A 24,724-nucleotide genomic window follows, 5' to 3' on the forward strand; every position below is an offset into this window, starting at 1 on the left:
GAGGCCGCACGCCGCGACAAACGGCGGAGCGGCCGGGCGAGGCGCGCAATCAGGGTTTCCCTGAATCGAGGGGGGTCATGTATGCTACGGCGTTTCTCGAAAGCCCTCATTTTCAGCGCCGAAAGCCCATGCACGAACAGTATTCGCCCCGTGAAATCGAAGCCGCCGCGCAGTCCCACTGGGACGCGCAGAAATCCTTTGTCGTGAGTGAACAGCCGGGCAAGGAAACCTTCTATTGCCTGTCGATGTTCCCCTACCCGAGCGGCAAGCTGCACATGGGCCACGTGCGCAACTACACCATCGGTGACGTGATCGCCCGCTACCAGCGCATGCAGGGCAAGAACGTGCTGCAACCGATGGGCTGGGACGCCTTCGGCATGCCGGCGGAAAACGCCGCGATGAAGAACCAGGTGGCGCCCGCCAAGTGGACCTACGAAAACATCGCCTACATGAAGAGCCAGCTGCAGAGCCTGGGTCTGGCGGTGGACTGGACCCGCGAAGTCACCACCTGCAAGCCGGACTACTACCGCTGGGAGCAGTGGCTGTTCACCAAGCTGTTCGAGAAGGGCGTGATCTACCGCAAGAACGGCACCGTCAACTGGGACCCGGTGGACCAGACCGTACTGGCCAACGAGCAGGTCATCGACGGCCGCGGCTGGCGTTCCGGCGCGCTAATCGAGAAGCGCGAGATCCCCATGTACTACTTCAAGATCACCGCCTACGCGGATGAGCTGCTGAGTAGCCTGGACGAGCTGACGGGCTGGCCGGAACAGGTCAAGACCATGCAGCGCAACTGGATCGGCAAGAGCTTCGGCGCCGACATCGTGTTCGACTACGACGTCGCCAGCATCGGCATCGACGGCCAGCTCAAGGTCTATTCGACCCGCCCCGACACTCTGATGGGCGCCACCTACGTGGCCGTGGCCGCCGAGCACCCGCTGGCCCAGCGCGCCGCCGAGAGCAATCCGGCCATCGCCGCCTTTATCGCCGAGTGCAAGGCCGGCTCCGTGGCCGAGGCCGATATGGCGACCATGGAGAAGAAGGGCGTGGCCACCGGCCAGTTCGTCCTCCACCCGCTGACCGGCGACAAGCTGCCGGTGTTCGTCGCCAACTACGTGCTGTGGGGCTACGGCGAAGGTGCGGTAATGGCCGTGCCGGCCCATGACGAGCGCGACTTCGAGTTCGCCAACAAGTACGGCCTGCCGATCAAGCAGGTCTACGCCGGCGCGGACAAGGCCTACGACGCCGCCCAATGGCAGGCCTGGTACGGTGACAAGGAAGGCCTGGTCACCATCAATTCCGGCAAGTACGACGGCAAGGGCTTCACCGAGGCCTTCGACGCCATCGTCGGCGACCTGGAAGCCAGCGCCCACGGCGCGCGCAAAACCCAGTTCCGCCTGCGCGACTGGGGCATCAGCCGCCAGCGCTACTGGGGCTGCCCGATCCCGATCATCCACTGCGCCAGCTGTGGCGACGTACCGGTACCGGACGACCAGCTGCCGGTGGTGCTGCCGGAAGACGTGGTGCCGGATGGCGCCGGCTCGCCGCTGGCCAAGATGCCCGAGTTCTACAGCTGCACCTGCCCGAAATGCGGCAGCGCGGCCAAGCGCGAAACCGACACCATGGACACCTTCGTCGAGTCGTCCTGGTACTACGCCCGCTACGCCTCGCCGCAATACACCGGCGGCATGGTCGACCCGGCCGCGGCCAACCACTGGCTGCCGGTCGACCAGTACATCGGCGGCATCGAGCACGCCATCCTGCACCTGCTGTACGCGCGCTTCTTCCACAAGCTGATGCGCGACGAAGGCTTGGTCAGCTCGAACGAGCCGTTCAAGAACCTGCTGACCCAGGGCATGGTGGTCGCCGAGACCTACTACCGCACCCTGGAAAATGGCGGCAAGGACTGGTTCAACCCGGCCGACGTGGAAGTCGAGCGTGACGCCAAGGCCAAGGTCATCGGCGCCAAGCTGAAGTCCGACGGCCTGCCGGTAGAAATCGGCGGCACCGAAAAGATGTCCAAGTCGAAGAACAACGGCGTGGACCCGCAGGCCATGATCGATGCCTACGGCGCCGACACCTGCCGCCTGTTCATGATGTTCGCCTCGCCGCCCGACATGAGCTGCGAGTGGTCCGACGCCGGCATCGAAGGCGCCAACCGCTTCCTGCGCCGCGTCTGGCGCCTGGCCCACAGCCATGTCAGCGCCGGCCTGCCGGGCGAGCTCGACAAGAACAGCCTGAACGACGAGCAGAAAGCCGTGCGCCGCGCCATCCACCTGGCCATCAAGCAGGCCAGCAACGATGTCGGCCTGCACCACAAGTTCAACACCGCCATCGCCCAGGTGATGACCCTGATGAACGTGCTGGAGAAAGCCGCGAGCGCCAGCGCCCAGGACCGCGCCCTGCTGCAGGAAGGCCTGGAGGCCGTGGCCCTGCTGCTGGCACCGATCACCCCGCACATCTGCCATGAACTGTGGCAGCAGCTGGGCAAGAGCGGTTCGATCATCGACGCCCAGTGGCCGCAGGTCGACGAAGCGGCCCTGGTGCAGGACAGCCTGACCCTGGTGATCCAGGTCAACGGCAAGCTGCGCGGCCAGATCGAAGTGCCGGCCAGCGCCAGCCGCGAAGAGGTCGAAGCCGCCGCCCGCGCCAACGAGAACGTGCTGCGCTTCACCGAGGGCGTGACCATTCGCAAGGTCATCGTGGTGCCGGGCAAGCTGGTCAACATCGTGGCCAATTGAAAACGCTCGCCAACTGATTAAGCTCGGCGCCATGCCTGCGTGGCGCCGTGACTCTCCAAGGGGATAGAAGAGAATGATGAAACGGAATCTGGTGGTAATCGGTCTGGCCGTTCTGCTCAGCGCCTGCGGCTTCCAGCTGCGCGGCACCGGCACCGCCGAGTTCGCCCTCAAGGAAATCGACCTGCAGGCACGCAACGCCTACGGCGAAACCGCCAAGCAACTGAAGCAGCTGCTGGAGAACAGCGGCGTGAAGGTGCACAACGGCGCGCCCTACCGCCTGTTCCTGGCCAACGAGCAGGAAACCCAGCGCACCGCCAGCGTCACCAGCAGCGCGCGCAGCGCCGAGTACGAGCTGACCACCCAGCTGAACTACGAGATCCGCGGCGAGAAGAACCTGCTGCTGCTCAGCGACAAGCTGGAAGTGCAGAGCGTCTACGTGCATGACGAGAACAACCTGATCGGTTCCGGCCAGGAATCCGCCCAGCTGCGCCAGGAAATGCGCCGCGAGCTGATCCAGCAGATGTCCCTGCGCCTGCAACTGCTGACCCCGGCCCAGCTGGAACAGCTGCAGCAGGAGGCCGAGGCCCGCGCCCAGGCCGAGGCGGAAGCCGCCGCGGCCGCCCGCCGCGCCGAGCAGGAGTCGGCGCCGCTGCAGTCGCCGATCCAGCTGCCGATCAAGCAGTAACACGAGAGGGCCGGGCAACCGGCCCTTTTCACAAGCGACGACGCCCAGCCTTAGATGAAACTGAATCCCGCGCAACTCGGCAAACACCTGCAAGGCGGCCTGGCCCCGGTCTACGTGGTCAGCGGCGACGAGCCGCTGCTGTGCCAGGAGGCCGAGGACGCCATCCGCGCCGCCACCCGCCAGCAGGGTTTCAGCGAGCGCACGGTGTTTCATGCCGAGGCCAGCTTCGACTGGGGCCAGCTCTATGAGGCCGGCGCCAGCCTGTCGCTGTTCGCCGAGAAGCGCCTGATCGAACTGCGCATCGCCAACGGCAAACCCGGCGACAAGGGCACCGCCGCCATCCTCGAATACCTGGAGCGGCCGCCGGAAGACACCGTGCTGCTGATCAGCCTGCCCAAGCTCGACGGTAGCACGCAGAAGACCAAGTGGGCCAAGGCGCTGATCGAGGGCCAGCACAGCCAGTTCCTGCAGATCTGGCCGATCGAGACCAGCCAGCTACCCAGCTGGATTCGCCAGCGCCTGTCCCAGGCCGGCCTGGCCGCCACCCAGGAAGCGGTGGAGCTGATCGCCGCCCGCGTGGAAGGCAACCTGCTGGCCGCCGCCCAGGAGATCGAGAAGCTCAAGCTGCTGGCCGAAGGCAACCAGATCGACGCCGGCACCGTGCAGGCGGCGGTGGCCGACAGCGCCCGCTACGACGTGTTCGGCCTGATCGACGCCGTACTCAACGGCGAGGCCGCCCACGCCCTGCGCATGCTCGAAGGCCTGCGTGGCGAGGGCGTGGAGTCGCTGTTCATCGTGGTCATGCTGGCCCGCGAGCTGCGCCAGCTGGCCGGTATCGCCCTGCAGTTCAGCCAGGGCATTCCCCTGGAGAAGGCCTTCGCCAGCGCCCGCCCGCCGATCTGGGACAAGCGCCGCCCGCTGATCAGCAAGGCCGTGCAGCGCCACACCGCGGCACGCTGGAACCAGTTGCTGATCGATGCCCAGCGCATCGACGCCCAGGTCAAGGGCCAGGCCGCCGGCGATCCCTGGAGCAGCCTGGCGCGTCTGGCCCTGCTGATGGCCGGCCAGCGCCTGCCACTGAGCGAATAGCCACTCGCGAACGCTCCCGTAGGCTGTACTCGCCGCAGCCAGTACACCAGAGGCCCGCTCGGCAGATCACCCCCGCCCCACATCTCTGGACATTTTTTAACCATCGGCGCATAGTCCGCGCCGCTCGCAATCTCGCGGGCGTACGAGGACCATTCCGATGAGCAAGAAAGCCCCCAAGCGGCCCAACAAGGCCAAGTCCATAGTCGCCCAGCCCCTGTTCCGCAGCCGCCAGGAACAGCCGAAGAAGGGCAAAGGCAGCTACCGCCGCGAAGCCTCCCAATGGGAGGCTTCCTGTTTTATGGCCCCGCATAAATCTGCCGCCTGAGCGCCTTCGCACCCACGCCGAGCGCCCACCAGGGTTCTGAAACCCGCCCGGCATGTTAAGGTCGCGGTCTGTTTGGCAAGACCGAGACACCGCACGATGTTCCACCTCTCCGCCAACGGTCGCCTGAGCTGCCTGCTCGCCGGCGCCGTCCTGTTCCTCGGCGCCTGTGCCGAAACCCCGAATCCCACTCCCGAACTGGTCTCCAGCAAGCCAGGCGCGCAGCCGCAACGCATCGAGCCGAGCAGCGCCCAGGTCCAGGCCGCCGTGCAACCGGCTCCGGCACTGAACTTCGAGGACTGGCGCGACCGCTTCCGCATCAAGGCGCTGCGCGCCGGCATCGACGCCCAGCTGTTCGACCAGGCCTTCGCCGGCATCGCCCCGGACCTGAGCGTGGTCAAGGCAGACGGCGCCCAGCCGGAATTCACCCGGCCGGTGTGGGAATACCTGGACGGCGCCATCTCGCCGGTGCGCGTGCGTAAGGGCCAGGCCCTGCTCGCCGAGCACGCCGCCACCCTGGACGCCATCGAGCAGCGCTACGGCGTCGACCGCGAGACGCTGGTCGCCATCTGGGGCATGGAGAGCAGCTTCGGCCAGTTCATGGGCGAGCAATCGGTGATCCGCTCCCTGGCCACCCTGGCCTACGAGGGGCGTCGCCCGCAGTTCGCCGAAGACCAGTTGCTGGCGGCGCTGCAGATCCTGCAGAGCGGCGATATAAGCGTCGGCGGCCTGCGCGGCTCCTGGGCCGGCGCCATGGGCCAGACCCAGTTCATCCCCACCACCTACCTGACCCACGCGGTGGACTTCGATGGCGACGGCCGCCGCGACATCTGGAACTCCAGCGCCGACGCCCTCGCCTCGGCCGCCCATTACCTGCAGGCGTCCGGCTGGCAGAAGGGCCGCGCCTGGGGCATCCAGGTGGCCCTGCCCAGCGGCTTCGACTACGCCCTGGCCGATACCGAGATCCGCAAGACCTACAGCGAGTGGTACGGCTACGGGGTGAAGGGCACACCGACCAATGTCGACCCGAACGACACCGGCTACCTGCTGCTGCCGGCCGGCCATCGCGGCCCGGCCTTCCTGGTGTTCCGCAACTTCGGCGCCATCCTCAAGTACAACAACTCATCGTCCTATGCCCTGGCCGTGGGCCTGCTCGGCCAGCGCCTGAATGGCGGCGGACCGCTGCTGGCCAACTGGCCGAAGGACGAGCGCCCGCTGGGCCGCAGCGAGCGCATCGAGCTGCAAGAGGGACTGACCGCCAAGGGCTACGAGCCGGGCGTGGCCGACGGCATCATCGGCGCCAACACCCGCCGCGCCGTGCGCGCCTTCCAGCAGAGCCTGGGCCTGCCGGCCGATGGCTATCCGACACCGGCACTGCTGCAACAGCTGCGCTAAATGACAGGCGCGCTTGCTAGCGCGCGGGCCTCGCCGCGCAGCGGCAGCCCGCCTCGCGGCATCTGGATCATTTCCCCGGCATCGCCCATAGATGCGCCGCCACCAGCGCGCGCCAGGGCGCGAAGGGTAGCAACCAGTCGCGCACGAAGGGCTGGCTGAGCTTGTCCTCCGCCCCCAGCAGGCGCTGCAGCTGGCGGCGCACGGCGGCATCGCCATGCAGCGAACCATCCAGGCGGGCGAAGCCGCGCAGCAAGGCGTAGTCCACCGTCCACGGGCCGATGCCCTTCAGTGCCAGCAGACGCTCGCCGATAAGCTCGGCCGGTGCATCCTCCAGCCAGTCCTCCAGCGGCAGGCGCCCCTCGACTATCTCGCGGGCGAGCAACAGCAGGCACTGGGACTTGGCCCGGGAGAAGCCCGAGCGCCCCAGCGTATCCTCGTCCAGCGCCGCCACCGCGGCCGCGTCCGGGTAGCAGATCAGCCCGCAGGAATGCGCTCTACCGGCCAGCTGGACCAGCTTGCGCCGCAGGGAAATCGCCACCGGCAGACTGATCTGCTGGCCGCTGATGGCCCAGCTCAGCGCCTCGAACGGTGAGGCCGACTGCGGCACCCGCAGGCCACGATTGGCGGCGATCAAGCCGCCGAGCAACGGATGTCCGGCCTGGGCCGCCTCGAAAGCGGCCACCGGCTGGGTCAGGCCCAGCATGCGTTCGGCCAGGGTGCGCAGCGGTGCCGGGTCGCCCGCCACCACGCCATCGACTTCCAGCGTCACCCGCACCTGCCCCGCCGCAAAGCGCATGCCCAGGCACGCCGGCGCACCCTGCCAGAGAATGCCCTTGTCCAGACCGGCCTCGCTCACCCGCTCGGCCACGGCCTGCGCATCGCGGCGATGAAAGTTCAGCAGGTCGCCGACGCGATAGTCGGCAGGCAGCGGCAGGGCAAGTTCGATTCGCGACATCGGGGTCTCGCAGAGGAAAAGGAAGGCAGCTGGTCGGAGACTACACTGCGGTGACTGTGGATTTCCTGCTGGCGGTCGATCACTAGAGACGATGTCCCACGCGACCATCAGGTTCTCTGTCCAAAGGTGCCTTGCCGATGTTCAACAACAAGCTGAGAGAAGAAGTGGCGCAGCTACGCGAGGAGCTCGCCAGCATGCGTCAGATCAGGGACTCCATCTACAGCGAGATGCTGGTACTGGAACTCGAGCCCGATGGCCGGGTGCGCTACGCCAACGACAACTTCCTCGGCGAGATGCTCTACCAGCGCGAGGCGCTGATCGGACGCACGCTGGAGTCGCTGATCCCGCCGTCCTTCCACCAGGAGGCCAACTACCCGAAGCTGCAGCAGGCCCTGCGTCACAACGAGCACCTCAGCGGCGCCTACCGCCTGCTGCGCGGCAACGGCGAGGAGGCCTGGCTGCGGGCCATCTGGCAGCCGGTGCTGAACGCCCAGGGCAAGCTGTCGTTCTTCACCCTGTGCGCCAACGACCTGACCCGCACCATCAGCGCGTCCCGCGAGCACGAGGGCCTGATCGACGCCCTGCTGCGCTCCACGGCGGTGATCGAGTTCAACCTGGCCGGCGAGGTGCTGACCGCCAACGAACGCTTCCTCGGCGGCATGGGCTATCGCCTGGAGCAGATCCGGGGCAAGCACCATCGCACCTTCTGCGACCCGGAAGAGTACAACTCCCAGGCCTATCGCGAATTCTGGGCACGCCTGAACCGCGGCGAGTACGTCGCCGGGCGCTTCAAGCGGGTCGACAGCCACGGCCGAGTGGTCTGGCTGGAAGCCTCCTACAACCCGATCCACGACCCCCACGGCAAGCTGTACAAGGTGGTCAAGTTCGCCACCGTGATCACCGACCAGGTCAACCAGGAACAGGCGGTAGCCGAGGCGGCGAACATCGCCTACAGCATTTCCCAGCACACCGACGGCAGCGCGGACAAGGGCGCCGCCGTGGTGCGCCAGACGGTCGAGGTGATGCAGCGCATCGCCCGCCAGATGCAGGAGGCCAGCGATGGCATCGAGGCTCTGGGCAAACAGTCGCAGTTGATCAGCACCATCATGCAGACCATCCGCGGCATCGCCGACCAGACCAACCTGCTGGCGCTCAACGCCGCCATCGAGGCGGCCCGGGCCGGCGATCAGGGCCGCGGTTTCGCCGTGGTCGCCGACGAGGTGCGCCAGCTGGCCGGCCGCACCAGCCAGGCCACCGAGGAAATCGTCGAGGTGGTGCAGAAGAACCAGAACCTGGCGCAGAGCGCCGTGGACAGCATGGCCAGCAGCCGCCAGCAGGCCGAACAGGGGCTGAGCCTGGCCAACGAGGCCGGCGCGGTGATCGTCGAGATCCAGGACGGGGCCAAGCAGGTGGTGCAGGCGGTCGAGCAGTTCGCCAGCCAGCTGAAGACCTGACAACGGCACCGTACTGCGCCGGACCGAGCGGACGATAAAGTCCGTCGCAACTGCTGACTGACAGCTTGTCGTGCACTGGTGCCTTTATGGCCGCAGAGCACGTCGGACAAGGGCCGGAAGCCGCAGGCAAGCCATCCGTGGTAGACTGCCAGCCGGCCAAAAGCCCCGCTACCGAAGCCTCCTACCGGAGCCGAGATCTCGATGTCCGACACCGCCCCGCCCAAGCCCGTATCCAGCGGCGAAAAATTCCGCAACGCCCAGGGAATCACCGCGATCAAGGATGGCCAGAAGCGCCGCGCCTCGGCCGAACCACAGGTCGTCGAGCCCAAGCCGAGCTGGTTGCGGGTCAAGGCTCCGAGCGGCAGCCGCTTCGACGCGGTCAAGCGCAATGTCGGCGAACATCGCCTGAGCACTGTCTGCCAGGAATCCCACTGCCCGAACATGGGCGAATGCTGGTCCAACGGTACCGCCACCATCATGCTGATGGGCTCGGTGTGCACCCGCGCCTGCCGCTTCTGCGCGGTCGACACCGGCAACCCGAACGGCTGGCTGGACCTGGAAGAGCCGCAGAACACCGCCAAGTCGGTGGAGCTGATGGGCCTGCGCTATATCGTGCTGACCTCGGTGGACCGCGATGACCTGGCCGACGGCGGCGCCGCGCACTACGCGGCCTGCGTGCAGGCGATCAAGGCCAATACGCCGCAAGTGGTGGTGGAGGCTCTGACCCCGGACTTCGACGGCGACCACGAGGCCATCGCCCGCGTGGTGGACTCCGGCCTGGAGGTGTTCGCGCAGAACGTCGAGACGGTCAAGCGCCTGACCCATGTGGTGCGCGACCCGCGTGCCGGCTACGAGAAGACCCTGAAGGTGCTGGAGCACGCCAAGCGCCATCGCCCCACCGTCATCACCAAGACCAGCCTGATGCTGGGCCTGGGCGAGACCGACGAGGAAATCATCGAGACCATGGATGACCTGCGCGCCATCGGCGTGGACATCCTGACCCTCGGCCAGTACCTGCAGCCCACGCGCAACCACCTGAAGGTGCAGCGCTGGGTCAGCCCGGAAGAATTCAACCGCTTCCGCGATATCGGCCTGGAGAAGGGCTTCATGGAAGTCGCCGCCGGCCCGCTGGTGCGCTCCAGCTACCGCGCCGACCGGGTGTTCGAGAAGAACAACCTGGGCCTGGCCGCCCCCGTACCGGTGCCCGGCCAGCAGCAGGACGACAGCCTGATTCCGGCGCTCAACCTGAACTGAGCTCCAGCCTGGAAACAGAAAAGGCCCTGAGGCATCCGCCCCAGGGCCTTTTGCTTGGTGTCCATCTCAATCTCAGCGGTAACCCAGGCGCTCGCGCAGGGCGCGCTCCAGGCGCTCGCTCACCTCGTCCAGCGATGGCGGGGTTTCCAGCAGGTCCCTGAGCTGGATCATCTTCAGGCCGGCATAACCGCAAGGGTTGATGCGCTGGAACGGCGACATGTCCATGTCGACGTTCAGAGCAAGGCCGTGGAACGAGCAACCATTGCGCACCCGCAGGCCCAGTGAGGCGATCTTGTCGCCGGCGACGTAGACGCCCGGGGCGTCGGCCTTGGGCGCCGCCTCGATGCCATAGCCGGCCAGCACGTCGACCAGCGCGTTCTCCATGGCGGTGACCAGCTCGCGCACGCCCAGCTTCTGGCGGCGCAGATTGAGCATCAGGTAGGCCACCAGCTGGCCGGGGCCATGGTAGGTGACCTGGCCACCGCGCTCGACCTGAACCACCGGGATATCGCCAGGCGCCAACAGATGCTCGGCCTTGCCGGCCTGCCCCTGGGTGAACACCCGGGGATGCTGCAGCAGCCAGATCTCGTCGGCAGTCTGCTCGTCACGCTCGGCGGTGAAGCTGCGCATGGCTTCCAGGGTCGGCAGGTATTCGGCCAGCCCCAGGTGGCGCACGACGAGCTCTGCCACTAGAGCACCATGTGCACGCGGCCGGTGGCCTTGAGGTCGAGGTGGATCGCCTGCAACTGCTCCACGCCGGTGGCGGTGATCAGCACCTGCACGGAGAGGAAACGGCCGTTGCGGCTGTCGCGCACCACTAGGGTGTCGACGTCGAAGCCCGGCGCGTGGCGCTGGATGATCTCGACCACCAGATCGGAGAAGCCTTCGCCGGCCTCGCCGATCACCTTGATCGGGTAGCGCTCGCAGGGGAATTCGATTTTCGGGGCTTGTACTTCGGTATCGGTCATCGCGGTCACTCCGGGTTGCTCACCCGTGAAATGCGAACGCCCCGATTCCGGGGCGTCCTTGTGAGTCTTCAGCTCCCTAATCTTGGGCTCTGACGGCGGTCTTTCAAGGCCGCCAAGACGACTCTTTAGTTGAACAGTCCGTAGAAGAACAGACGGATGCTATCCCACAGGCGGCGGAAGAAACCACCCTCCTCCACCGGCTCCAGGGCGATCAGGTCGGCGCTGTGCACCACCTCGGCGCCGAGCTTGACCTCGACCTTGCCGATCACGTCGCCGGTCTTGAGCGGAGCCACCAGCTGCGGCTCCAGCACCATGCTGGCTTGCAGCTGCTTCACCTGGCCCTTGGGCAGGGTCAGGCTGAGGTCCTGGGCCAGGCCGGCCTTGACCTGGCGGGTGGTGCCCTTCCAGACCTGGGCCTGGGCCAGCTCCTGGCCCGCCTTGTAGAAGGTCTGGGTCTCGAAGAAGCGGAAGCCGTAGGTCAGCAGCTTCTGGGTCTCGGCGGCGCGGGTCTTCTCGCTGTCGGTACCGAACACCGAAGTGATCATGCGCGCGCCTTCGCGCACGGCGGAGGCCACCAGGCAGAAGCCGGCTTCCTCGGTGTGGCCGGTCTTCAGACCGTCGACGGTGCTGTCACGCCACAGCAGCAGGTTGCGGTTACCCTGCTTGATGTTGTTCCAGTAGAACTCCTTCTGCGAGTAGATCGCGTAGTGCTGCTGGTCTTCGTTGATGATGGCGCGGGCCAGGATGGCCATGTCGTGGGCGCTGGAGTAGTGCTCCGGGTGCGGCAGGCCGGTGGCATTCATGAAGTGCGAGTTTTTCATGCCGAGCTTCTCGGCGGTCTCGTTCATCATGTCGGCGAAGGCGTCTTCGCTGCCGGCGATGTACTCGGCGATGGCGATGCTGGCGTCGTTGCCGGACTGGATGATGATGCCGTGCAGCAGGTCATCCACCTTCACCTGGCTGTTCAGCGGCAGGAACATGGTCGAGCCACCGGAGGCGGCGCCACCGGTGCGCCAGGCGTGTTCGCTGACGGTGACCAGGTCCTGCTCGCCGATCTTGCCCTTGCGGATTTCCAGGGTGGCGATGTAGGCGGTCATCAGCTTGGTCAGGCTGGCCGGCGGCAGGCGCTGGTCGCCGTTGTTCTCCACCAGCACCTTGCCGCTGGCGCCGTCCATCAGCACGTAGGACTTGGCGGCCAGCTGCGGCGGCGAGGGAATGGCCGAGTCGGCGGACGCGACGAGAGGCGCGGCCAGCAGGGTGACGAGCAGGGAAAGGCGTTGGGCAAAGCGGGCGATGTTCATCCGTCTCTCTGAAATAGCTATTCAACAATGGCACAGGCGGGCCGGGGCCCGCCTGCATTCACCGCCGCCCTCGCGGGCGACGCACGAAGTTCTAGTCCGGCTTGACCAGGGCGGGATCGCCTAGGTTGGCCAGGCGCACGCTGTCCTGCAGTTGCAGGGCCTCAGCCTGGGTTTCGACCGGCCCCAGGCGTACCCGGTGCAAGGTCTGCTGGTTGCGCACCACCGAGCTGATAAACACCTTGGCAGGCACCGTTTGGCTCAGCTTGGCCCTGAGGAGCTCCGCAGCGTCCGGATTGGCGAAGGCGGCCACTTGGAGATACAGGCCAGATGCTGCGGGCGAAGCGTTTTTTTTTACGTCGATCTGCACCGGCAGCACGGCGGCTGCATGCTGCGCCGGCGGCGGAGTGTACTGCTCGATCGGCTGGCTCTGGGCCACCGCCACCGGCTCGGCGACGGCCGGAGCGCCCTGGCTGGCCATCTTCGGCTGCGCCAGCACCATCGGCACCGGACGGCCCTGGGCGGCCCACCACTCGTGGGGGTCGATGCCCTCGACCTTGACCCGGGCGGTGCCGCTCTCGGCATAGCCGAGTTTCTTCGCGGCGGCGAAGGACAGGTCGATGATGCGGTCGGAGTAGAACGGGCCACGGTCGTTGACCCGCAGGATCACGGTCTTGCCGTTGTCCAGGTTGGTCACCCGCACGTAGCTCGGCAGCGGCAGGGTCTTGTGCGCCGCGGTCATGCCGTAGAGGTCGTAGGCCTCGCCGTTGGCGGTGGCCTGGCCGTGGAACTTGGTGCCGTACCAGGAGGCGGTGCCGGTGGCCAGGTAACGGCGGCTGTCACGGATCGGGTAGTAGGTCTTGCCCATCACCGTGTAGGGGTTGGCCTTGTAGTTGCCGTAGTGCGGCATCGGCACTGCATCCGGGATGCGCGACACGTCGACGTCCCACCAGGGCGCGCCGTCGCGGTGCGGACGACTGTAGTCGCCTGGCCCGGAGATCGGCTGGGAGCCCGGTGCAACCGGCTGCGGCGCGCGGTTGTTGGAGCAGCTGACCAGCGCCAGCCCGAGGGCGGTGACGGTCAGGGTACGCAGGACGGACTTCAAGGACGACCCCGCTTGGCGACCAGCTCGCCGGACAGTTGATGGACGGCCATGGCGTACATGGCGCTGCGATTGTAGCGGGTGATCACGTAGAAGTTGGGCAGGCCCATCCAGTATTCCTGGCCTTCGGCGCCGTCGAAGCGGAAGGCGGTGACCGGGATGTCGTCGCGCAGCACGTCGGCGCTGGTCCAGCCCAGGGCGCGCAGCTCGCCGACGTTCTTCACCGGATCGAGGCCCTGGGTCAGGCCGCTGTCGGCCTGCTCACCCTTGACCTGGGCGCGGCTGACCACCGGCTCGCCGGTGGTCCAGCCATGGCGCTTGAAGTAGCTGGCGACGCTGCCGATGGCATCCACCGGGTTGGTCCAGATATCGATATGGCCGTCGCCGTCGAAGTCCACGGCGTAGGCGCGGAAGCTGCTCGGCATGAATTGCGGCAGGCCCATCGCCCCTGCGTAGGAGCCCTTGAGGGTGAGCGGATCGACCTGCTGCTCGCGGGCCAGGATGAGGAATTCGCGCAGCTGCTGGCAGAAGAATTCGGCGCGCGGCGGGTAGTCGAAGCACAGGGTGGACAGCGCATCGAGCACGCGCCAGCTGCCGGTGTTGCCGCCGTAGAAGGTTTCCACACCGATGATCGAGACGATCACCTGGGCCGGCACGCCGTACTCCTGCTCGGCACGGGCCAGGGCGTCGGCGTGCTTGTTCCAGAAGTCCACGCCCTTGCTGATGCGCGCCTCGGTGATGAAGATCGGCCGGTATTCCTTCCACGGCTTGACCTTCTCGGCCGGGCGGGAGATGGCGTCGAGGATCGCCTGCTTGCGCTCTACCTGGTCGAACAGCCCGGTCAGCTGTTCGGCGGCGAAGCCGTAGTCGCGGGTCATCTCGCCAATGAACTCGGCGACCTGTGGCGAACCCTGGTATTCCCCGGCGGCCTGGACCTGGCCGGCCACGCCGAGCAGCGCCACCATGGCCACTCCCCAGCTGCGCATTGCTTGCTTCAAATTCTGCACTCTTGTCATGCCTGGGCGATCCACTTGCGGTGTGTCTGGATCGCCATCAAAACCCCAAACCCAGACAGTAGCGTCACCAGATGGGTTCCGCCGTAGCTAATAAAGGGCAGGGGCACCCCCACCACCGGCAACAGGCCACTGACCATGCCGATGTTAACGAATACGTAGACGAAGAACGTCATGGTCAGGCTGCCGGCCAGCAACTTGCCGAACAGCGTCTGCGCCTGTGCGGTGATCACCAGCCCCCGAGCGATCAGCAGCATGTAGACGAACAGCAGGATACACACCCCGACCATGCCGAACTCCTCGCTCAGCACGGCAATGATAAAGTCCGTGTGGCTTTCCGGCAAAAAATCCAGGTGCGACTGAGTGCCGAGCAGCCAGCCCTTGCCGAAGACTCCGCCCGAACCGATGGCGGCCTTGGACTGGATGATGTTCCAGCCGGTACCCAGCGGATCGCTCTCCGGGTCGAGGAAGGTCAACACCCGCTGCTTCTGATACTCGCGCAAGACGAAGAACCACATGGCCACCGCGATCGGCGCCACCGCCGCCACCGCGCCGATGATCCAGCGCCACTGCAGGCCGGCCATGAACAGCACGAAGGCGCCGGAGGCGAGAATCAGCAGAGCGGTGCCCAGGTCCGGCTGTTTCAGAATGAGCACGAACGGCACCAGGATCAGCACCAGGCTGATGGCGATGTGCTTGAGCTTGGGCGGCAGGTTGTGCCGCGCCAGGTACCAGGCGATGGTCGCCGGCATGATGATCTTCATGAATTCCGAAGGCTGGAAGCGGATCACCCCGGGGATGTTGATCCAGCGGGTGGCGCCCATGGCCGTATGGCCCATCACCTCTACCGCGGTGAGCAGGCCGACGCCGGCCAGGTAGGCCAGCGGCACCCAGCGCGCCATGAAGCGAGGCTCGAACTGGGCGATGACGATGGCCGCCACCAGGCCGATGCCGAAGGAGGTACCCTGCTTGATCACCAGATCCCAGTTCTTGCCGCTGGCCGAATAGAGGACGAACAGGCTGCCGGCACACAGCACCAGCAGGATCAGCAGCAGCCAGCCGTCGATATGCAGGCGCTGCAGCAGAGTGGCGCGGCGCTTGAACACGTCCTCATCGGAGATGCTGCGGTCGAATTCCTGGCGTTTCATCGCTGCGCACTGGCCTCTTCGGTTACCGGTACCGGCGGGCGGTACTCGGGTTTGAGCTGGCCGTCCGGGCCGAGCAGCCAGGCATCCATCACCTGCTTGACCACCGGCGCGGCGACGCCGGAGCCGGACTCGCCGTTCTCCACCATCACCGCCACGGCGATCTTCGGCGCCTCGGCCGGGGCGAAGGCAACGAACAGAGCGTGATCGCGGTGGCGCTCGTGGACCTTGCTGCGGTCGTACTTCTCACCCTGCTTGATCGCCACCACCTGGGCCGTACCGCTCTTGCCGGCGATGCGGTAGACGGAAGTGGCGCCGACCTTGGCCGCGGTACCGCGCGGGCCGTGCATCACCGCCTCCATGCCCTGGCGGCCGTAGTCCCAGAACTTGTCGTCGCGCAGCCGGATGTCCGGCGGCGTCTCCACCCCGTCCATGGCGCCATCGGCCATCAGCTGCTGCGGCGTCTGCCCCTCGGCGGTCTTCAGCAGGTGCGGGCGGATCCACTTGCCGCGGGTGGCCATCAGCGAGGTGGCCTGGGCCAACTGCAGCGGCGTGGTCTGCATGTAGCCCTGGCCGATGCCGAGGATCAGCGTCTCGCCCGGGTACCAGGCCTGGCGGTAGCGCGCGCGCTTCCACTCGCGCGAGGGCATCAGCCCGGCGGTCTCCTCGAACATGTCCAGGGCCACCTTCTGGCCCAGGCCGAAGCGCGTCATGTATTCGTGCAGGCGGTCCACGCCCATCTTGCGGGCGAGGTCGTAAAAGTAGGTGTCGTTGGAGCGCATGATGGCGAACTCCATGTTCACCGAGCCGTCACCCAGGCGGTTCCAGTTGCGGTACTTGTGGCTGTGACCCGGCAGCTGGTAGTAGCCGGGGTCGAACACCCGGGTCTGCGGAGTGACCACCCCGGCGTCCAGGCCGGCCACCGCGACCATCGGCTTGATGGTCGAGCCCGGCGGGTACAGGCCGCGCAGCACGCGGTTGTACAGCGGCCGGTCGATCGAGTCGCGCAGCTCGGCATAGGCCTGGAAGCCGATGCCGGTGACGAAGGGGTTGGGGTCGAAGCTCGGCAGGCTGACCATCGCCAGCACGTCGCCGCTGGCCGGCTCGATCGCCACCAGCGCGCCGCGACGGCCTGCCAGGGCCTTTTCGGCGGCCTCCTGCAGGCGCACATCGAGGCTCAGGGTCAGGTCCATGCCCGGGGTCGGGTCGGTACGCTTGAGCACGCGCAGCACACGGCCGCGAGCGTTGGTCTCGACTTCCTCGTAGCCGACCTGGCCGTGCAGCAGGTCCTCGTAGAAGCGCTCGATGCCGGTCTTGCCGATATGGTGGGTGCCGGCGTAGTCGGTGGGGTCGAGCTCCTTGAGCTCCTTCTCGTTGATCCGCCCGACATAGCCGACCGAATGGGCGAAGCGCTCCTTCTGCGGGTAGTGGCGCACCAGCTGAGCGCTGACCTCCACCCCGGGCAGGCGGAACTGGTTCACCGCGATACGGGCGATCTGCTCCTCGGACAGCTCGAACAGCACCGGCACCGGCTCGAACGGTCGCCGCCCCTGGCGCATGCGTTTCTCGAACAGGGCGCGGTCGTCCGCGGTCAGCTCCAGCACTTCGACTATCACGTCCAGGGCCTGCTGCCAGTCGCCGGCGCGCTCGCGGGTCAGGGTCAGGCTGAAGCTGGGACGGTTGTCGGCGATGATCACCCCGTTGCGGTCGAAGATCAGCCCGCGGGTCGGCGGAATCGGCTGCACGTGGATGCGGTTGTTTTCCGCCAGGGTGGTGTGGTGGTCGTACTGGATCACCTGCAGGTAATACATGCGCGCCACCAGCACGCAGGTCAGCAGCAGTACCGCCACGCCGCCCACAACCACGCGCCGACGCACCAGGCGGGCGTCCTTCTCGTGGTCCTTCAGGCGAATGGGTTGCGGCATCGACTACTGCTTACTTGTGATACGGGTGGCCGGACAACACGGTCCAGGCCCGGTAGATCTGCTCGCCGACCAGGATGCGCACCAGCGGGTGCGGCAGGGTCAGCGGCGACAGCGACCAGCGCTGCTCGCTGCGCGCGCACACTTCCGGCGCCAGCCCCTCGGGGCCGCCGACCATCAGGTTGACGTTGCGCGCATCCAGGCGCCAGCGTTCCAGCTCGGCGGCCAGCTGCTCGGTACTCCAGGGCTTGCCTGTGACCTCCAGGGTCACGATGCGTTCACCGGCCTGTACCTTGCTCAGCATGGCCTCGCCCTCCTGACGAATCAGGCGGGTGACGTCGGCGTTCTTGCCGCGGGTGGTCAGCGGAATCTCCACCAGCTCCAGCGGCAGCTCGGATGGCAGGCGCTTGACGTACTCCTGCCAGCCCTCCTCCACCCAGCGCGGCATGCGCGAGCCGACGGCGATCAGCTTGATACGCACGAGGCGGGCTTACTCGGCCGGGTCCTGGTGCTGCGCGCGGCTCTGCTCGGCGCCCTGCCACAGGCGCTCCAGGTCGTAGAACTGGCGGGTGGCGACCTGCATCACGTGGACCACCACGTCGCCCAGGTCGAGCAGGGCCCACTCGCCGCCGTCCAGGCCTTCGTTGCCGATCGGGCGCACGCCCTGCTCCTTGACCTTCTCCAGCACTTCGTTGGCCATCGATTTGACGTGGCGGCTGGAGGTACCGCTGGCGATCACCATGAAATCGGTGACGCTGGTCTTGCCGCGCACATCGATGGTGGTGATGTCGGCGCCTTTCATGTCTTCCAGGGCCGCGACGGCGACCTTGACCAGTTCTTCGTTTTGCATCGTTACCTCATGAATCGTTTTTCGCACGGTACAGATCGTGCGCATGGATATAGGCCAATACGGCGTCGGGCACCAGAAAACGCACCGAACGCCCTTGTGCCAGCAACTGGCGAACCAGGGTGGCAGACACCGCCAAGGGCGTCTGCCAGATGAAACTGATCTGCCCGCCCGGCCCCGAGAGGTCGTGCGGGTCGGTCACGCTGCGCCCGGCGAGCAGGTCGCGCAGCGTCTCGGGCGGCTCGCTGTCGGCATCCGGCCGCTGCAGCACGAGGATGTGGCAATGCCCCAGCAGCTCCTGCCAGCGATGCCAGGTGGGCAACCCGCAGAAGGCATCCCAGCCCAGCAGGAGAAACAGCTGATCGTCCGCCGCCAGCTCGCCCCGCACCGACTCCAGGGTGTCGTAGGTGAACGACGGCTTGTCGCGCTTCAGCTCGCGGTCGTCGACCGTCAGCTTCGGCTCGCCGACCACCGCCAGCTCGACCATGGCCAGACGCTGCTCGGCCGTGGCCTGCGGCGCCTCGCGGTGCGGCGGACGGGCGCTGGGGATCAGCCGCAGCTCGTCCAGGGCCATGAACTCGGCCACTTCCAGCGCCCCGCGCAGGTGGGCGACATGCACCGGGTTGAAGGTGCCGCCCAGGATGCCAATACGTCGCGCCATCAGGTACGGATGTGCCCGTCGCCGAACACCACGTACTTCTCGCTGGTCAGGCCATCCAGGCCGACCGGGCCGCGGGCGTGCAGCTTGTCGGTGGAGATGCCGATCTCCGCGCCCAGACCGTACTCGAAGCCATCGGCGAAACGGGTCGAGGCGTTGACCATCACCGAGGCGGAATCCACCTCGGTGAGGAAGCGCCGGGCATCGCTGAAGTTCTCGGTGATGATCGCGTCGGTATGCTGCGAGCCGTACTGGTTGATGTGCTCGATGGCCGCGTCCAGCGACTCGACGATGCGGATCGCCAGGATCGGCGCGTTGTACTCGGCGTACCAGTCGTCTTCGGTCGCTTCCAGCACATCGCCGCCGAGCAGCGCGCGGGTGGCGGCGTCGCCGCGCAGCTCCACGCCCTTGTCGCGGTAGATGGCAGCCAGCGGCGGCAGCACACGGGCGGCGATGCCGGCATGCACCAGCAGCGTCTCCATGGTGTTGCACGGCGAGTAGCGCTGGGTCTTGGCGTTGTCGCAGACGCGGATGGCCTTGTCGAGGTCGGCGGCACTGTCCACGTAGACGTGGCAGACGCCGTCCAGGTGCTTGATCACCGGCACCTTGGCGTCGCGGCTGATGCGCTCGATCAGGCCCTTGCCGCCGCGCGGCACGATGACGTCGACGAACTCGGGCATGGTGATCAGCGCGCCGACGGCGGCGCGGTCGGTGGTTTCCACCACCTGCACGGCGCTGGCCGGCAGGCCGGCCTCGGCCAGGCCGAGCTGGATGCAGCGGGCAATGGCCTGGTTGGAATGGATGGCCTCGGAGCCGCCACGCAGGATGGTGGCGTTGCCGGACTTCAGGCACAGGCTGGCGGCGTCGATGGTCACGTTGGGACGCGACTCGTAGATGATGCCGATCACACCCAGCGGCACGCGCATCTTGCCGACCTGGATGCCAGACGGCAGGTAACGCATGTCGCGGATCTCGCCGATCGGGTCCGGCAGGGTGGCGACCTGGCGCAGGCCTTCGATCATCGAGTCGATCACTTTCGGCGTCAGCGCCAGGCGGTCGACCATGGCCGGCTCCAGGCCATTGGCGCGGGCGGCGGCCAGGTCCAGCTCGTTGGCGGCGGTCAGCTCGGCGCGGGCGGCGTCGAGGGCATTGGCGGCGGCCTGCAGGGCGCTATTCTTCTGCGCGGTGCTGGCCCGGGCGAGCACCCGCGAGGCGGCGCGCGCGGCGCGGCCCAGGCGGGTCATGTAGTCGAGCACGGACTCGGTCATGGTCGGCGGAGGTCTGGCAGTTGGAAAAAGTGGCTGATTATAGCGGGCGCACCCCGCCGCGCCCAGCACTGCCGGGCGGATGGTGCAACCCGTGCAACATCGCGGAACAAGATTCACGGCCAGTGCCGGCGGGCATTGCTAAGATCGCGCCTTTTCCCACCCCGGATCCGCGATGACCGCCCTGCCCTGGCCCGCAGCCGCCGCGCTGCCCGACAGCTTCTTCGACCGCGACGCCCAGGTCCTGGCCCGCGCGCTGCTGGGCAAGGTCATCCGCCATCGCCACCGGGGCCATTGGCTGGCGGCGCGGATCATCGAGACCGAGGCCTACTACCTGGCCGAGAAGGGCAGCCACGCCTCCCTTGGCTACACCGAGAAGCGCCGCGCGCTGTTCCTCGATGGCGGGCATATCTACATGTACTACGCCCGCGGCGGCGACTCGCTGAACTTCAGCGCCCAGGGCCCCGGCAATGCGGTGCTGATCAAGTCGGCCATGCCCTGGCTGGATCAGCACTGTGCCGATGATGCCCTGCAGCGCATGCAGCACAACAACCCCGCCGCCGGCGGCGACCATCGTCACCCGGAGCGCCTGTGCGCCGGCCAGACCCTGCTGTGCAAGGCCCTCGGCCTGCGGGTGCCGGAGTGGGATGCGCAGCGCTTCGATCCCGAGCGGCTGTTCGTCGAGGACGTCGGCCAGCGCCCGGCGCAGGTGATCCAGACCACCCGCCTGGGCATCCCCAAGGGCCGCGACGAGCAGCTGCCCTACCGTTTCGTCGACGCCGGCTACGCCCGCCACTGCACACGCAACCCATTGCGCCGCGGCCAGGTCGAAGGTCGCGACTACCTTCTGCTGAACCCCGAGGAGCTGTAAGCATGAGCGAATGGTTCGCGACCCTGTCGCACTGGCTGGAGGCCAATCCGGAATGGCTGGGCCTGACCATCTTCCTGGCCGCCTGCCTGGAGTGCCTGGCCGTGGCCGGCATCCTGATTCCCGGCACCGTGCTGCTATTCACCCTCAGCGTGCTGGCCGGCAGCGGCGCCCTGGGCCTGAGCGAGACCCTGCTGCTGGCCTATGCCGGCGGCCTACTCGGCGATGCGATCTCCTACGGCCTGGGTCGGCGCTTCCACCAGGGCATTCGCGGCCTGCCGGTGCTGCGCGACCATCCCGAGTGGCTGGGCGGCGCCGAGCACTACTTCCAGCGCTACGGCGTGGCCAGCCTGCTGGTCGGTCGCTACATCGGCCCGCTGCGGCCGATGCTGCCGCTGGTGGCCGGCATGCTCGACATGCCCGTGGTGCGTTTCTTCCTGGTCAGCATGCTGGCCGCCGCCGGCTGGGCCATCGCCTACATCCTGCCGGGCTGGGCCACCGGCGCCGCCATCCGCCTGCCACTGCCGGAAGGCTTCTGGAGCGCCGCCGGCATAGTCGCCGCCGGCGTCGGCCTGATGCTGGTGGTGCTGATCCTCAGCAGCCTGCGCGAACAGCGCTGGACCGTGCCGGCGGCGGCCGTCTCCAGCGCCGTCCTGCTGCTGGCCCTGCTGATCGGTATTCCGCATCTCGACGCGCTGGACCAGGGCCTGATCGCCCTGGTCCAGGAACACCGCAGCGCCAGCGTCGACGGCCTGGCCATGCTGATCACCGGGCTCGGCGATTTCCGTACCCAGGTGGCGGCCGGCGTGCTGGTGACCCTGCTTCTGCTGCTGTCGCGCAGAGTCCACGCGGCGATATTCCTGGGCAGCTGCACCCTGTTCACCGCCCTGGCCACCACCGGCCTCAAGCAGCTGTTCGCCCGCGCCCGCCCGGACGTGCTGCACCAGCCCCTGGAAACCTTCAGCCTGCCCAGCGGCCACAGTTCGGCGGCCTTCGCCTTCTTCCTCGCCCTGGGCGTGCTGGCCGGCCGCGGCGCCTCGGCACGCACGCGCCTGACCTGGCTGATGGTGGCCAGCCTGCCGGCACTGAGCATCGCCGCCTCGCGGGTCTACCTGGGCGTGCACTGGCCAACCGATATCCTCGCCGGCGCCCTGCTCGCCGGCAGCGTGTGCGCCGCCAGCCTAGCCTGGCTGCAACGCCGCGAGCCGATGCGCCCGCTGGGGGCGCGAGTCTGGTGGCTGGTCCTGCCGGCTACCCTGGCCCTGCTCGGCGGCGTGAGCGCCTGGGCGCTGCCGGAGGCGATCCAGCAGTATCGCTACTAGACGTAGGGTGTACTCGCCGCAGGCAGTAGACCATGTGGCATGGCGTGGTGGATTGTCGCTTCGCTCCGAATCCACCCTACGGGATGTGCCTACGCGGTCATCTCGCCCTGCAGCTGGTCGAGCAGCACCTGGACCTGCCCCAGGCGGCGCAGCGGGTCGTCCAGCTGCAACAGCTGCAGCTTCTGCTCGGTGGCGAACGGCAGCAGGTAGGCCAGCTGATTGGCCAGGGCCTGCTGGCCGGCGACCACGCCGCCCATGGCCAAACCGGCCACCAGCGGGTGTTCGGCCAGCGCCGCCAGCAGCGCGGCCAGGTCGGCGTGCTCGGCCAGCAGTGGCGCATCGTCCGGCTCGTCGAGCCAATCCACTTGGGCCAGGGTCAGCTGGTCCACCTGCACCTCGATCTCACCCACGCGAAAACGCCGACCACCTTCGACGCGGATGCCGAGCAGGCCATTGGAGCGCTGCTGGAAGTCGCGGATCAGCGCCTCGCAGCCCAGCGCCGAGAAGCGGCTGGCCGCCTCGCCGACTTCCTGACCTTCGAGAATGGTGACCACGCCGAAGCCCTCGCCGCGCTTCATGCAGGCGCTGACCATGTCCAGATAGCGCGCCTCGAAGATCTGCAAATCGAGGATGCAGCCGGGAAACAGCACGGTGTTGAGGGGAAACAGCGGATAGTTCATGGGCAACTCCTCAGGCGACCAGGACCACCACCAGCGGCAGCACCACGGCGGTCAGCATACCCATCAGGCTCATGGCCAGGGCGGCGAAGGCGCCACTTTCCTCGCTCTCCTGCAGGGCCCGCGCCGTGCCCACGGCATGCGCGGTGATGCCCAGCGCCATGCCCTGGGCGGCCGGGTGACGCACACCGATGCGGCGCAGCAGCTCCGGCCCGCACATGGCGCCCAGCACACCGGTGATCAGCACGAACACCGCGGCCAGGGCCGCCACGCCGCCGATCTGCTCGGCCACCAGCATGGCGATGGGCGAGGTCACCGACTTCGGCGCCAGGGTCATCAGCATCATGCGCTCGGCGCCGAAGGCCCAGGCCAGCGCCACGCCCAGCGCGGTGGCGAAGGCACCGGCCACCAGCAGGGTGATCAGCGTCGGCCAGAACAGCTGGCGGATGCGCTTGAGGTTGAGAAACAGCGGCACGGCCAGGGCCACGGTAGTCGGGCCGAGCAGCACGCTGAGCAGGAAGGTGCTCTCGCGGTACTCCTGGTAGGTCAGCCCGGCCGCCAGCAGCACGCCGATCAGCACGGTCATCGACACCAGCACCGGCTGCAGGAACACCCAGCGGGTGCGCTCGTAGGCGGCCAGCGCCAGTTGGTACACGGCCAGGGTGATGCCGACGCCGAACAGCGGATGGTGCACCACCGCCTGCAGCGCGCCGTGCCAGTCCAGGCTCATGGGCGCTCCTCGCGGCGCGCCTGGCGCTCGATCAGTTTCTGCATCAGCCAACCGGCGAACAGCATGGAGATCAAGAGGGACAGGCCCAGTGCACCGGCCAGGGCCCAGAAGTCTGCGGCGATCTGCTCGGCATACACCATCACCCCTACTGCCGGCGGCACCAGCAGCAGCGGCAGGTAGCGCAGCAGGCCGGCTGCCGCCTCGGTCATCGGCTCGCCCACCTCGCCGCGCAGCAGGAGGAACCCGAACAGCAGCAGCATGCCGATGATCGGCCCCGGCAACATGGGCAGGAACAGGGCATTGAGGGCGGTGCCGAGCAACTGGAACAGCACCAGCCAGGTCAGGCCGCGAAGCAGCATGCAAGAGACTCCGGCTGCAAAAAGACGGCCATTATAGGCACGCCTGAGGGTGCGCCATAAACCACGACTTTCGGCTTGACCCACCCCCGCAGCCCATGCTGTTCTAGGGCCAGCCTGGTTCATCAAAAACAACAAATAACCGCGCATCCTCAAGGAGGATCTATGCCGCTCGTACCCGTAGCACAACTGCAAGACTATGTAGGCAAGGAACTCGGACGTTCCGAATGGCTGACCATCGATCAGCAACGCATCAACCAGTTCGCCGAATGCACCGGCGACCACCAGTTCATCCACGTCGACCCGGTCAAGGCCAAGCACACCCCGTTTGGCACCACCATCGCCCACGGCTTCCTCAGCCTGTCGCTGATCCCGGTACTGATGGAAAAGCTCATGCTCGCGCCGGAAGGCCTGAAGATGGCGGTCAACTACGGCCTGGACAGCGTGCGCTTCATCCAGCCGGTCAAGGTCGACTCGCGGGTACGCCTGGCCGCCAAGGTGCTCGACATCACCGAGAAGCGTCCCGGCCAGTGGCTGTTCAAGGTAGAGGCCACCCTGGAGATCGAAGGCGAGGAAAAACCCGCCTATATCGCCGAGTCGCTGTCGCTGTGCTTCGTCTGATCTGACCGGCATCGCAGAAACGGGGCGCTCAGGCGCC

24 protein-coding genes and 2 pseudogenes are annotated in these 24,724 nt (G+C 67.2%); 11 read left to right on the forward strand and 15 right to left on the reverse strand.

Annotation, left to right across the window (positions count from 1 at the left end):
- Positions 1–128 precede the first annotated feature (128 nt).
- The 5 genes from leuS to FFS62_RS22190 all read left to right on the forward strand — a co-directional run bounded on the left by leuS (position 129) and on the right by FFS62_RS22190 (position 6,232).
- Positions 129–2,741: a leucine--tRNA ligase gene (leuS, locus tag FFS62_RS22170; RefSeq protein WP_137975035.1), complete on the forward strand. Its 2,613-nt coding sequence runs from the start codon at positions 129–131 to the stop codon at positions 2,739–2,741.
- 73 nt (positions 2,742–2,814) lie between these two features.
- Positions 2,815–3,426, forward strand: coding sequence for an LPS assembly lipoprotein LptE (gene lptE, locus FFS62_RS22175; protein ID WP_137975036.1), 612 nt, complete (start codon positions 2,815–2,817; stop codon positions 3,424–3,426).
- Between the two features lie 54 nt (positions 3,427–3,480).
- Positions 3,481–4,515: a DNA polymerase III subunit delta gene (gene holA / locus FFS62_RS22180; RefSeq protein ID WP_137975037.1), complete on the forward strand. Its 1,035-nt coding sequence runs from the start codon at positions 3,481–3,483 to the stop codon at positions 4,513–4,515.
- Between the two features lie 157 nt (positions 4,516–4,672).
- The gene (arfA, locus tag FFS62_RS22185) at positions 4,673–4,840 is read left to right on the forward strand and encodes an alternative ribosome rescue factor ArfA (protein WP_137975038.1); all 168 of its coding nucleotides are present in this window, start codon (positions 4,673–4,675) and stop codon (positions 4,838–4,840) included.
- Between the two features lie 96 nt (positions 4,841–4,936).
- Complete coding sequence (locus tag FFS62_RS22190; RefSeq protein ID WP_137975039.1) at positions 4,937–6,232, forward strand: lytic murein transglycosylase; 1,296 nt, start codon at positions 4,937–4,939, stop codon at positions 6,230–6,232.
- A gap of 67 nt (positions 6,233–6,299) precedes the next feature.
- On the opposite strand, the gene FFS62_RS22195 is transcribed toward FFS62_RS22190, so the two are convergent.
- Positions 6,300–7,187 (reverse strand): DNA-3-methyladenine glycosylase, encoded by an 888-nt coding sequence (locus FFS62_RS22195; RefSeq protein ID WP_137975040.1) that lies wholly within the window; start codon positions 7,185–7,187, stop codon positions 6,300–6,302.
- 227 nt (positions 7,188–7,414) lie between these two features.
- Here FFS62_RS22195 and FFS62_RS23750 point away from each other — a divergent pair.
- The 3 genes and pseudogenes from FFS62_RS23750 to lipA form a co-directional block, all read left to right on the forward strand.
- Positions 7,415–8,101, forward strand: a pseudogene (locus tag FFS62_RS23750) (PAS domain-containing protein); the annotation flags it as partial.
- Positions 8,102–8,206: 105 nt separating this feature from the next.
- Positions 8,207–8,641, forward strand: a pseudogene (locus tag FFS62_RS23755) (methyl-accepting chemotaxis protein); the annotation flags it as partial.
- Positions 8,642–8,842: 201 nt separating this feature from the next.
- Complete coding sequence (lipA, locus tag FFS62_RS22205; protein ID WP_137975042.1) at positions 8,843–9,895, forward strand: lipoyl synthase; 1,053 nt, start codon at positions 8,843–8,845, stop codon at positions 9,893–9,895.
- A gap of 72 nt (positions 9,896–9,967) precedes the next feature.
- On the opposite strand, the gene lipB is transcribed toward lipA, so the two are convergent.
- From lipB to FFS62_RS22260, 11 genes are all read right to left on the reverse strand, one after another.
- On the reverse strand, positions 9,968–10,585 hold the full coding sequence (lipB, locus tag FFS62_RS22210; protein WP_137975043.1) for a lipoyl(octanoyl) transferase LipB: 618 nt from the start codon (positions 10,583–10,585) through the stop codon (positions 9,968–9,970).
- Positions 10,585–10,863, reverse strand: a complete 279-nt coding sequence (locus FFS62_RS22215; protein WP_137975044.1) for a DUF493 domain-containing protein — start codon at positions 10,861–10,863, stop codon at positions 10,585–10,587. Before FFS62_RS22215 ends, lipB begins: the two co-directional genes overlap by 1 nt.
- 125 nt (positions 10,864–10,988) lie before the next feature.
- Positions 10,989–12,164 (reverse strand): D-alanyl-D-alanine carboxypeptidase family protein, encoded by a 1,176-nt coding sequence (locus FFS62_RS22220; RefSeq protein ID WP_137975045.1) that lies wholly within the window; start codon positions 12,162–12,164, stop codon positions 10,989–10,991.
- 91 nt (positions 12,165–12,255) lie between these two features.
- Positions 12,256–13,266, reverse strand: a complete 1,011-nt coding sequence (locus FFS62_RS22225) for a septal ring lytic transglycosylase RlpA family protein (protein ID WP_137975046.1) — start codon at positions 13,264–13,266, stop codon at positions 12,256–12,258.
- Positions 13,263–14,279 (reverse strand): lytic murein transglycosylase B, encoded by a 1,017-nt coding sequence (gene mltB, locus FFS62_RS22230; RefSeq protein WP_371920173.1) that lies wholly within the window; start codon positions 14,277–14,279, stop codon positions 13,263–13,265. Before mltB ends, FFS62_RS22225 begins: the two co-directional genes overlap by 4 nt.
- Positions 14,276–15,424, reverse strand: coding sequence for a rod shape-determining protein RodA (rodA, locus tag FFS62_RS22235; RefSeq protein ID WP_137975048.1), 1,149 nt, complete (start codon positions 15,422–15,424; stop codon positions 14,276–14,278). Before rodA ends, mltB begins: the two co-directional genes overlap by 4 nt.
- A complete protein-coding gene (gene mrdA, locus FFS62_RS22240; protein ID WP_137975049.1) occupies positions 15,421–17,346 on the reverse strand; it encodes a penicillin-binding protein 2 in 1,926 nt (641 codons plus the stop codon). Before mrdA ends, rodA begins: the two co-directional genes overlap by 4 nt.
- A 10-nt stretch (positions 17,347–17,356) precedes the next feature.
- Entirely contained in the window at positions 17,357–17,824 is a 468-nt protein-coding gene (gene rlmH / locus FFS62_RS22245) for a 23S rRNA (pseudouridine(1915)-N(3))-methyltransferase RlmH (protein ID WP_137975050.1), read from the reverse strand.
- A gap of 9 nt (positions 17,825–17,833) precedes the next feature.
- Positions 17,834–18,193: a ribosome silencing factor gene (rsfS, locus tag FFS62_RS22250; protein WP_137975051.1), complete on the reverse strand. Its 360-nt coding sequence runs from the start codon at positions 18,191–18,193 to the stop codon at positions 17,834–17,836.
- A 7-nt stretch (positions 18,194–18,200) separates the two neighbouring features.
- Positions 18,201–18,851 (reverse strand): nicotinate-nucleotide adenylyltransferase, encoded by a 651-nt coding sequence (nadD, locus tag FFS62_RS22255; protein ID WP_137975052.1) that lies wholly within the window; start codon positions 18,849–18,851, stop codon positions 18,201–18,203.
- Positions 18,851–20,116 carry a glutamate-5-semialdehyde dehydrogenase gene (locus FFS62_RS22260; RefSeq protein WP_137975053.1) on the reverse strand — a complete coding sequence of 422 codons (1,266 nt, stop codon included), beginning with the start codon at positions 20,114–20,116 and terminating at the stop codon, positions 18,851–18,853. The genes nadD and FFS62_RS22260 overlap by 1 nt, the downstream gene beginning before the upstream one ends.
- A gap of 172 nt (positions 20,117–20,288) precedes the next feature.
- Here FFS62_RS22260 and FFS62_RS22265 point away from each other — a divergent pair, with 172 nt between their 5' ends.
- Complete coding sequence (locus tag FFS62_RS22265) at positions 20,289–20,984, forward strand: DNA-3-methyladenine glycosylase (protein ID WP_137975054.1); 696 nt, start codon at positions 20,289–20,291, stop codon at positions 20,982–20,984.
- A gap of 2 nt (positions 20,985–20,986) precedes the next feature.
- Positions 20,987–22,303, forward strand: coding sequence for a bifunctional DedA family/phosphatase PAP2 family protein (locus tag FFS62_RS22270; protein ID WP_137975055.1), 1,317 nt, complete (start codon positions 20,987–20,989; stop codon positions 22,301–22,303).
- Between the two features lie 89 nt (positions 22,304–22,392).
- Here the strand turns inward: FFS62_RS22270 and FFS62_RS22275 are convergent, their stop codons facing one another.
- The 3 genes from FFS62_RS22275 to FFS62_RS22285 are packed head-to-tail and all read right to left on the reverse strand — an operon-like array spanning position 22,393 to position 24,069.
- Positions 22,393–22,983 (reverse strand): LON peptidase substrate-binding domain-containing protein, encoded by a 591-nt coding sequence (locus FFS62_RS22275; RefSeq protein ID WP_137975056.1) that lies wholly within the window; start codon positions 22,981–22,983, stop codon positions 22,393–22,395.
- 10 nt (positions 22,984–22,993) lie between these two features.
- Positions 22,994–23,704: an LrgB family protein gene (locus FFS62_RS22280; RefSeq protein WP_137975130.1), complete on the reverse strand. Its 711-nt coding sequence runs from the start codon at positions 23,702–23,704 to the stop codon at positions 22,994–22,996.
- A gap of 2 nt (positions 23,705–23,706) precedes the next feature.
- The gene (locus FFS62_RS22285) at positions 23,707–24,069 is read right to left on the reverse strand and encodes a CidA/LrgA family protein (RefSeq protein ID WP_137975057.1); all 363 of its coding nucleotides are present in this window, start codon (positions 24,067–24,069) and stop codon (positions 23,707–23,709) included.
- 162 nt (positions 24,070–24,231) lie between these two features.
- On the opposite strand from FFS62_RS22285, the gene FFS62_RS22290 reads away from it, so the two are divergent.
- Positions 24,232–24,687 carry a MaoC family dehydratase gene (locus FFS62_RS22290; protein WP_137975058.1) on the forward strand — a complete coding sequence of 152 codons (456 nt, stop codon included), beginning with the start codon at positions 24,232–24,234 and terminating at the stop codon, positions 24,685–24,687.
- Positions 24,688–24,724: the final 37 nt, after the last annotated feature.

The sequence above is a fragment of the Pseudomonas sp. F(2018) genome, from assembly GCF_005508865.1.
In the GTDB taxonomy this organism is placed as follows: Bacteria; Pseudomonadota; Gammaproteobacteria; order Pseudomonadales; family Pseudomonadaceae; genus Aquipseudomonas.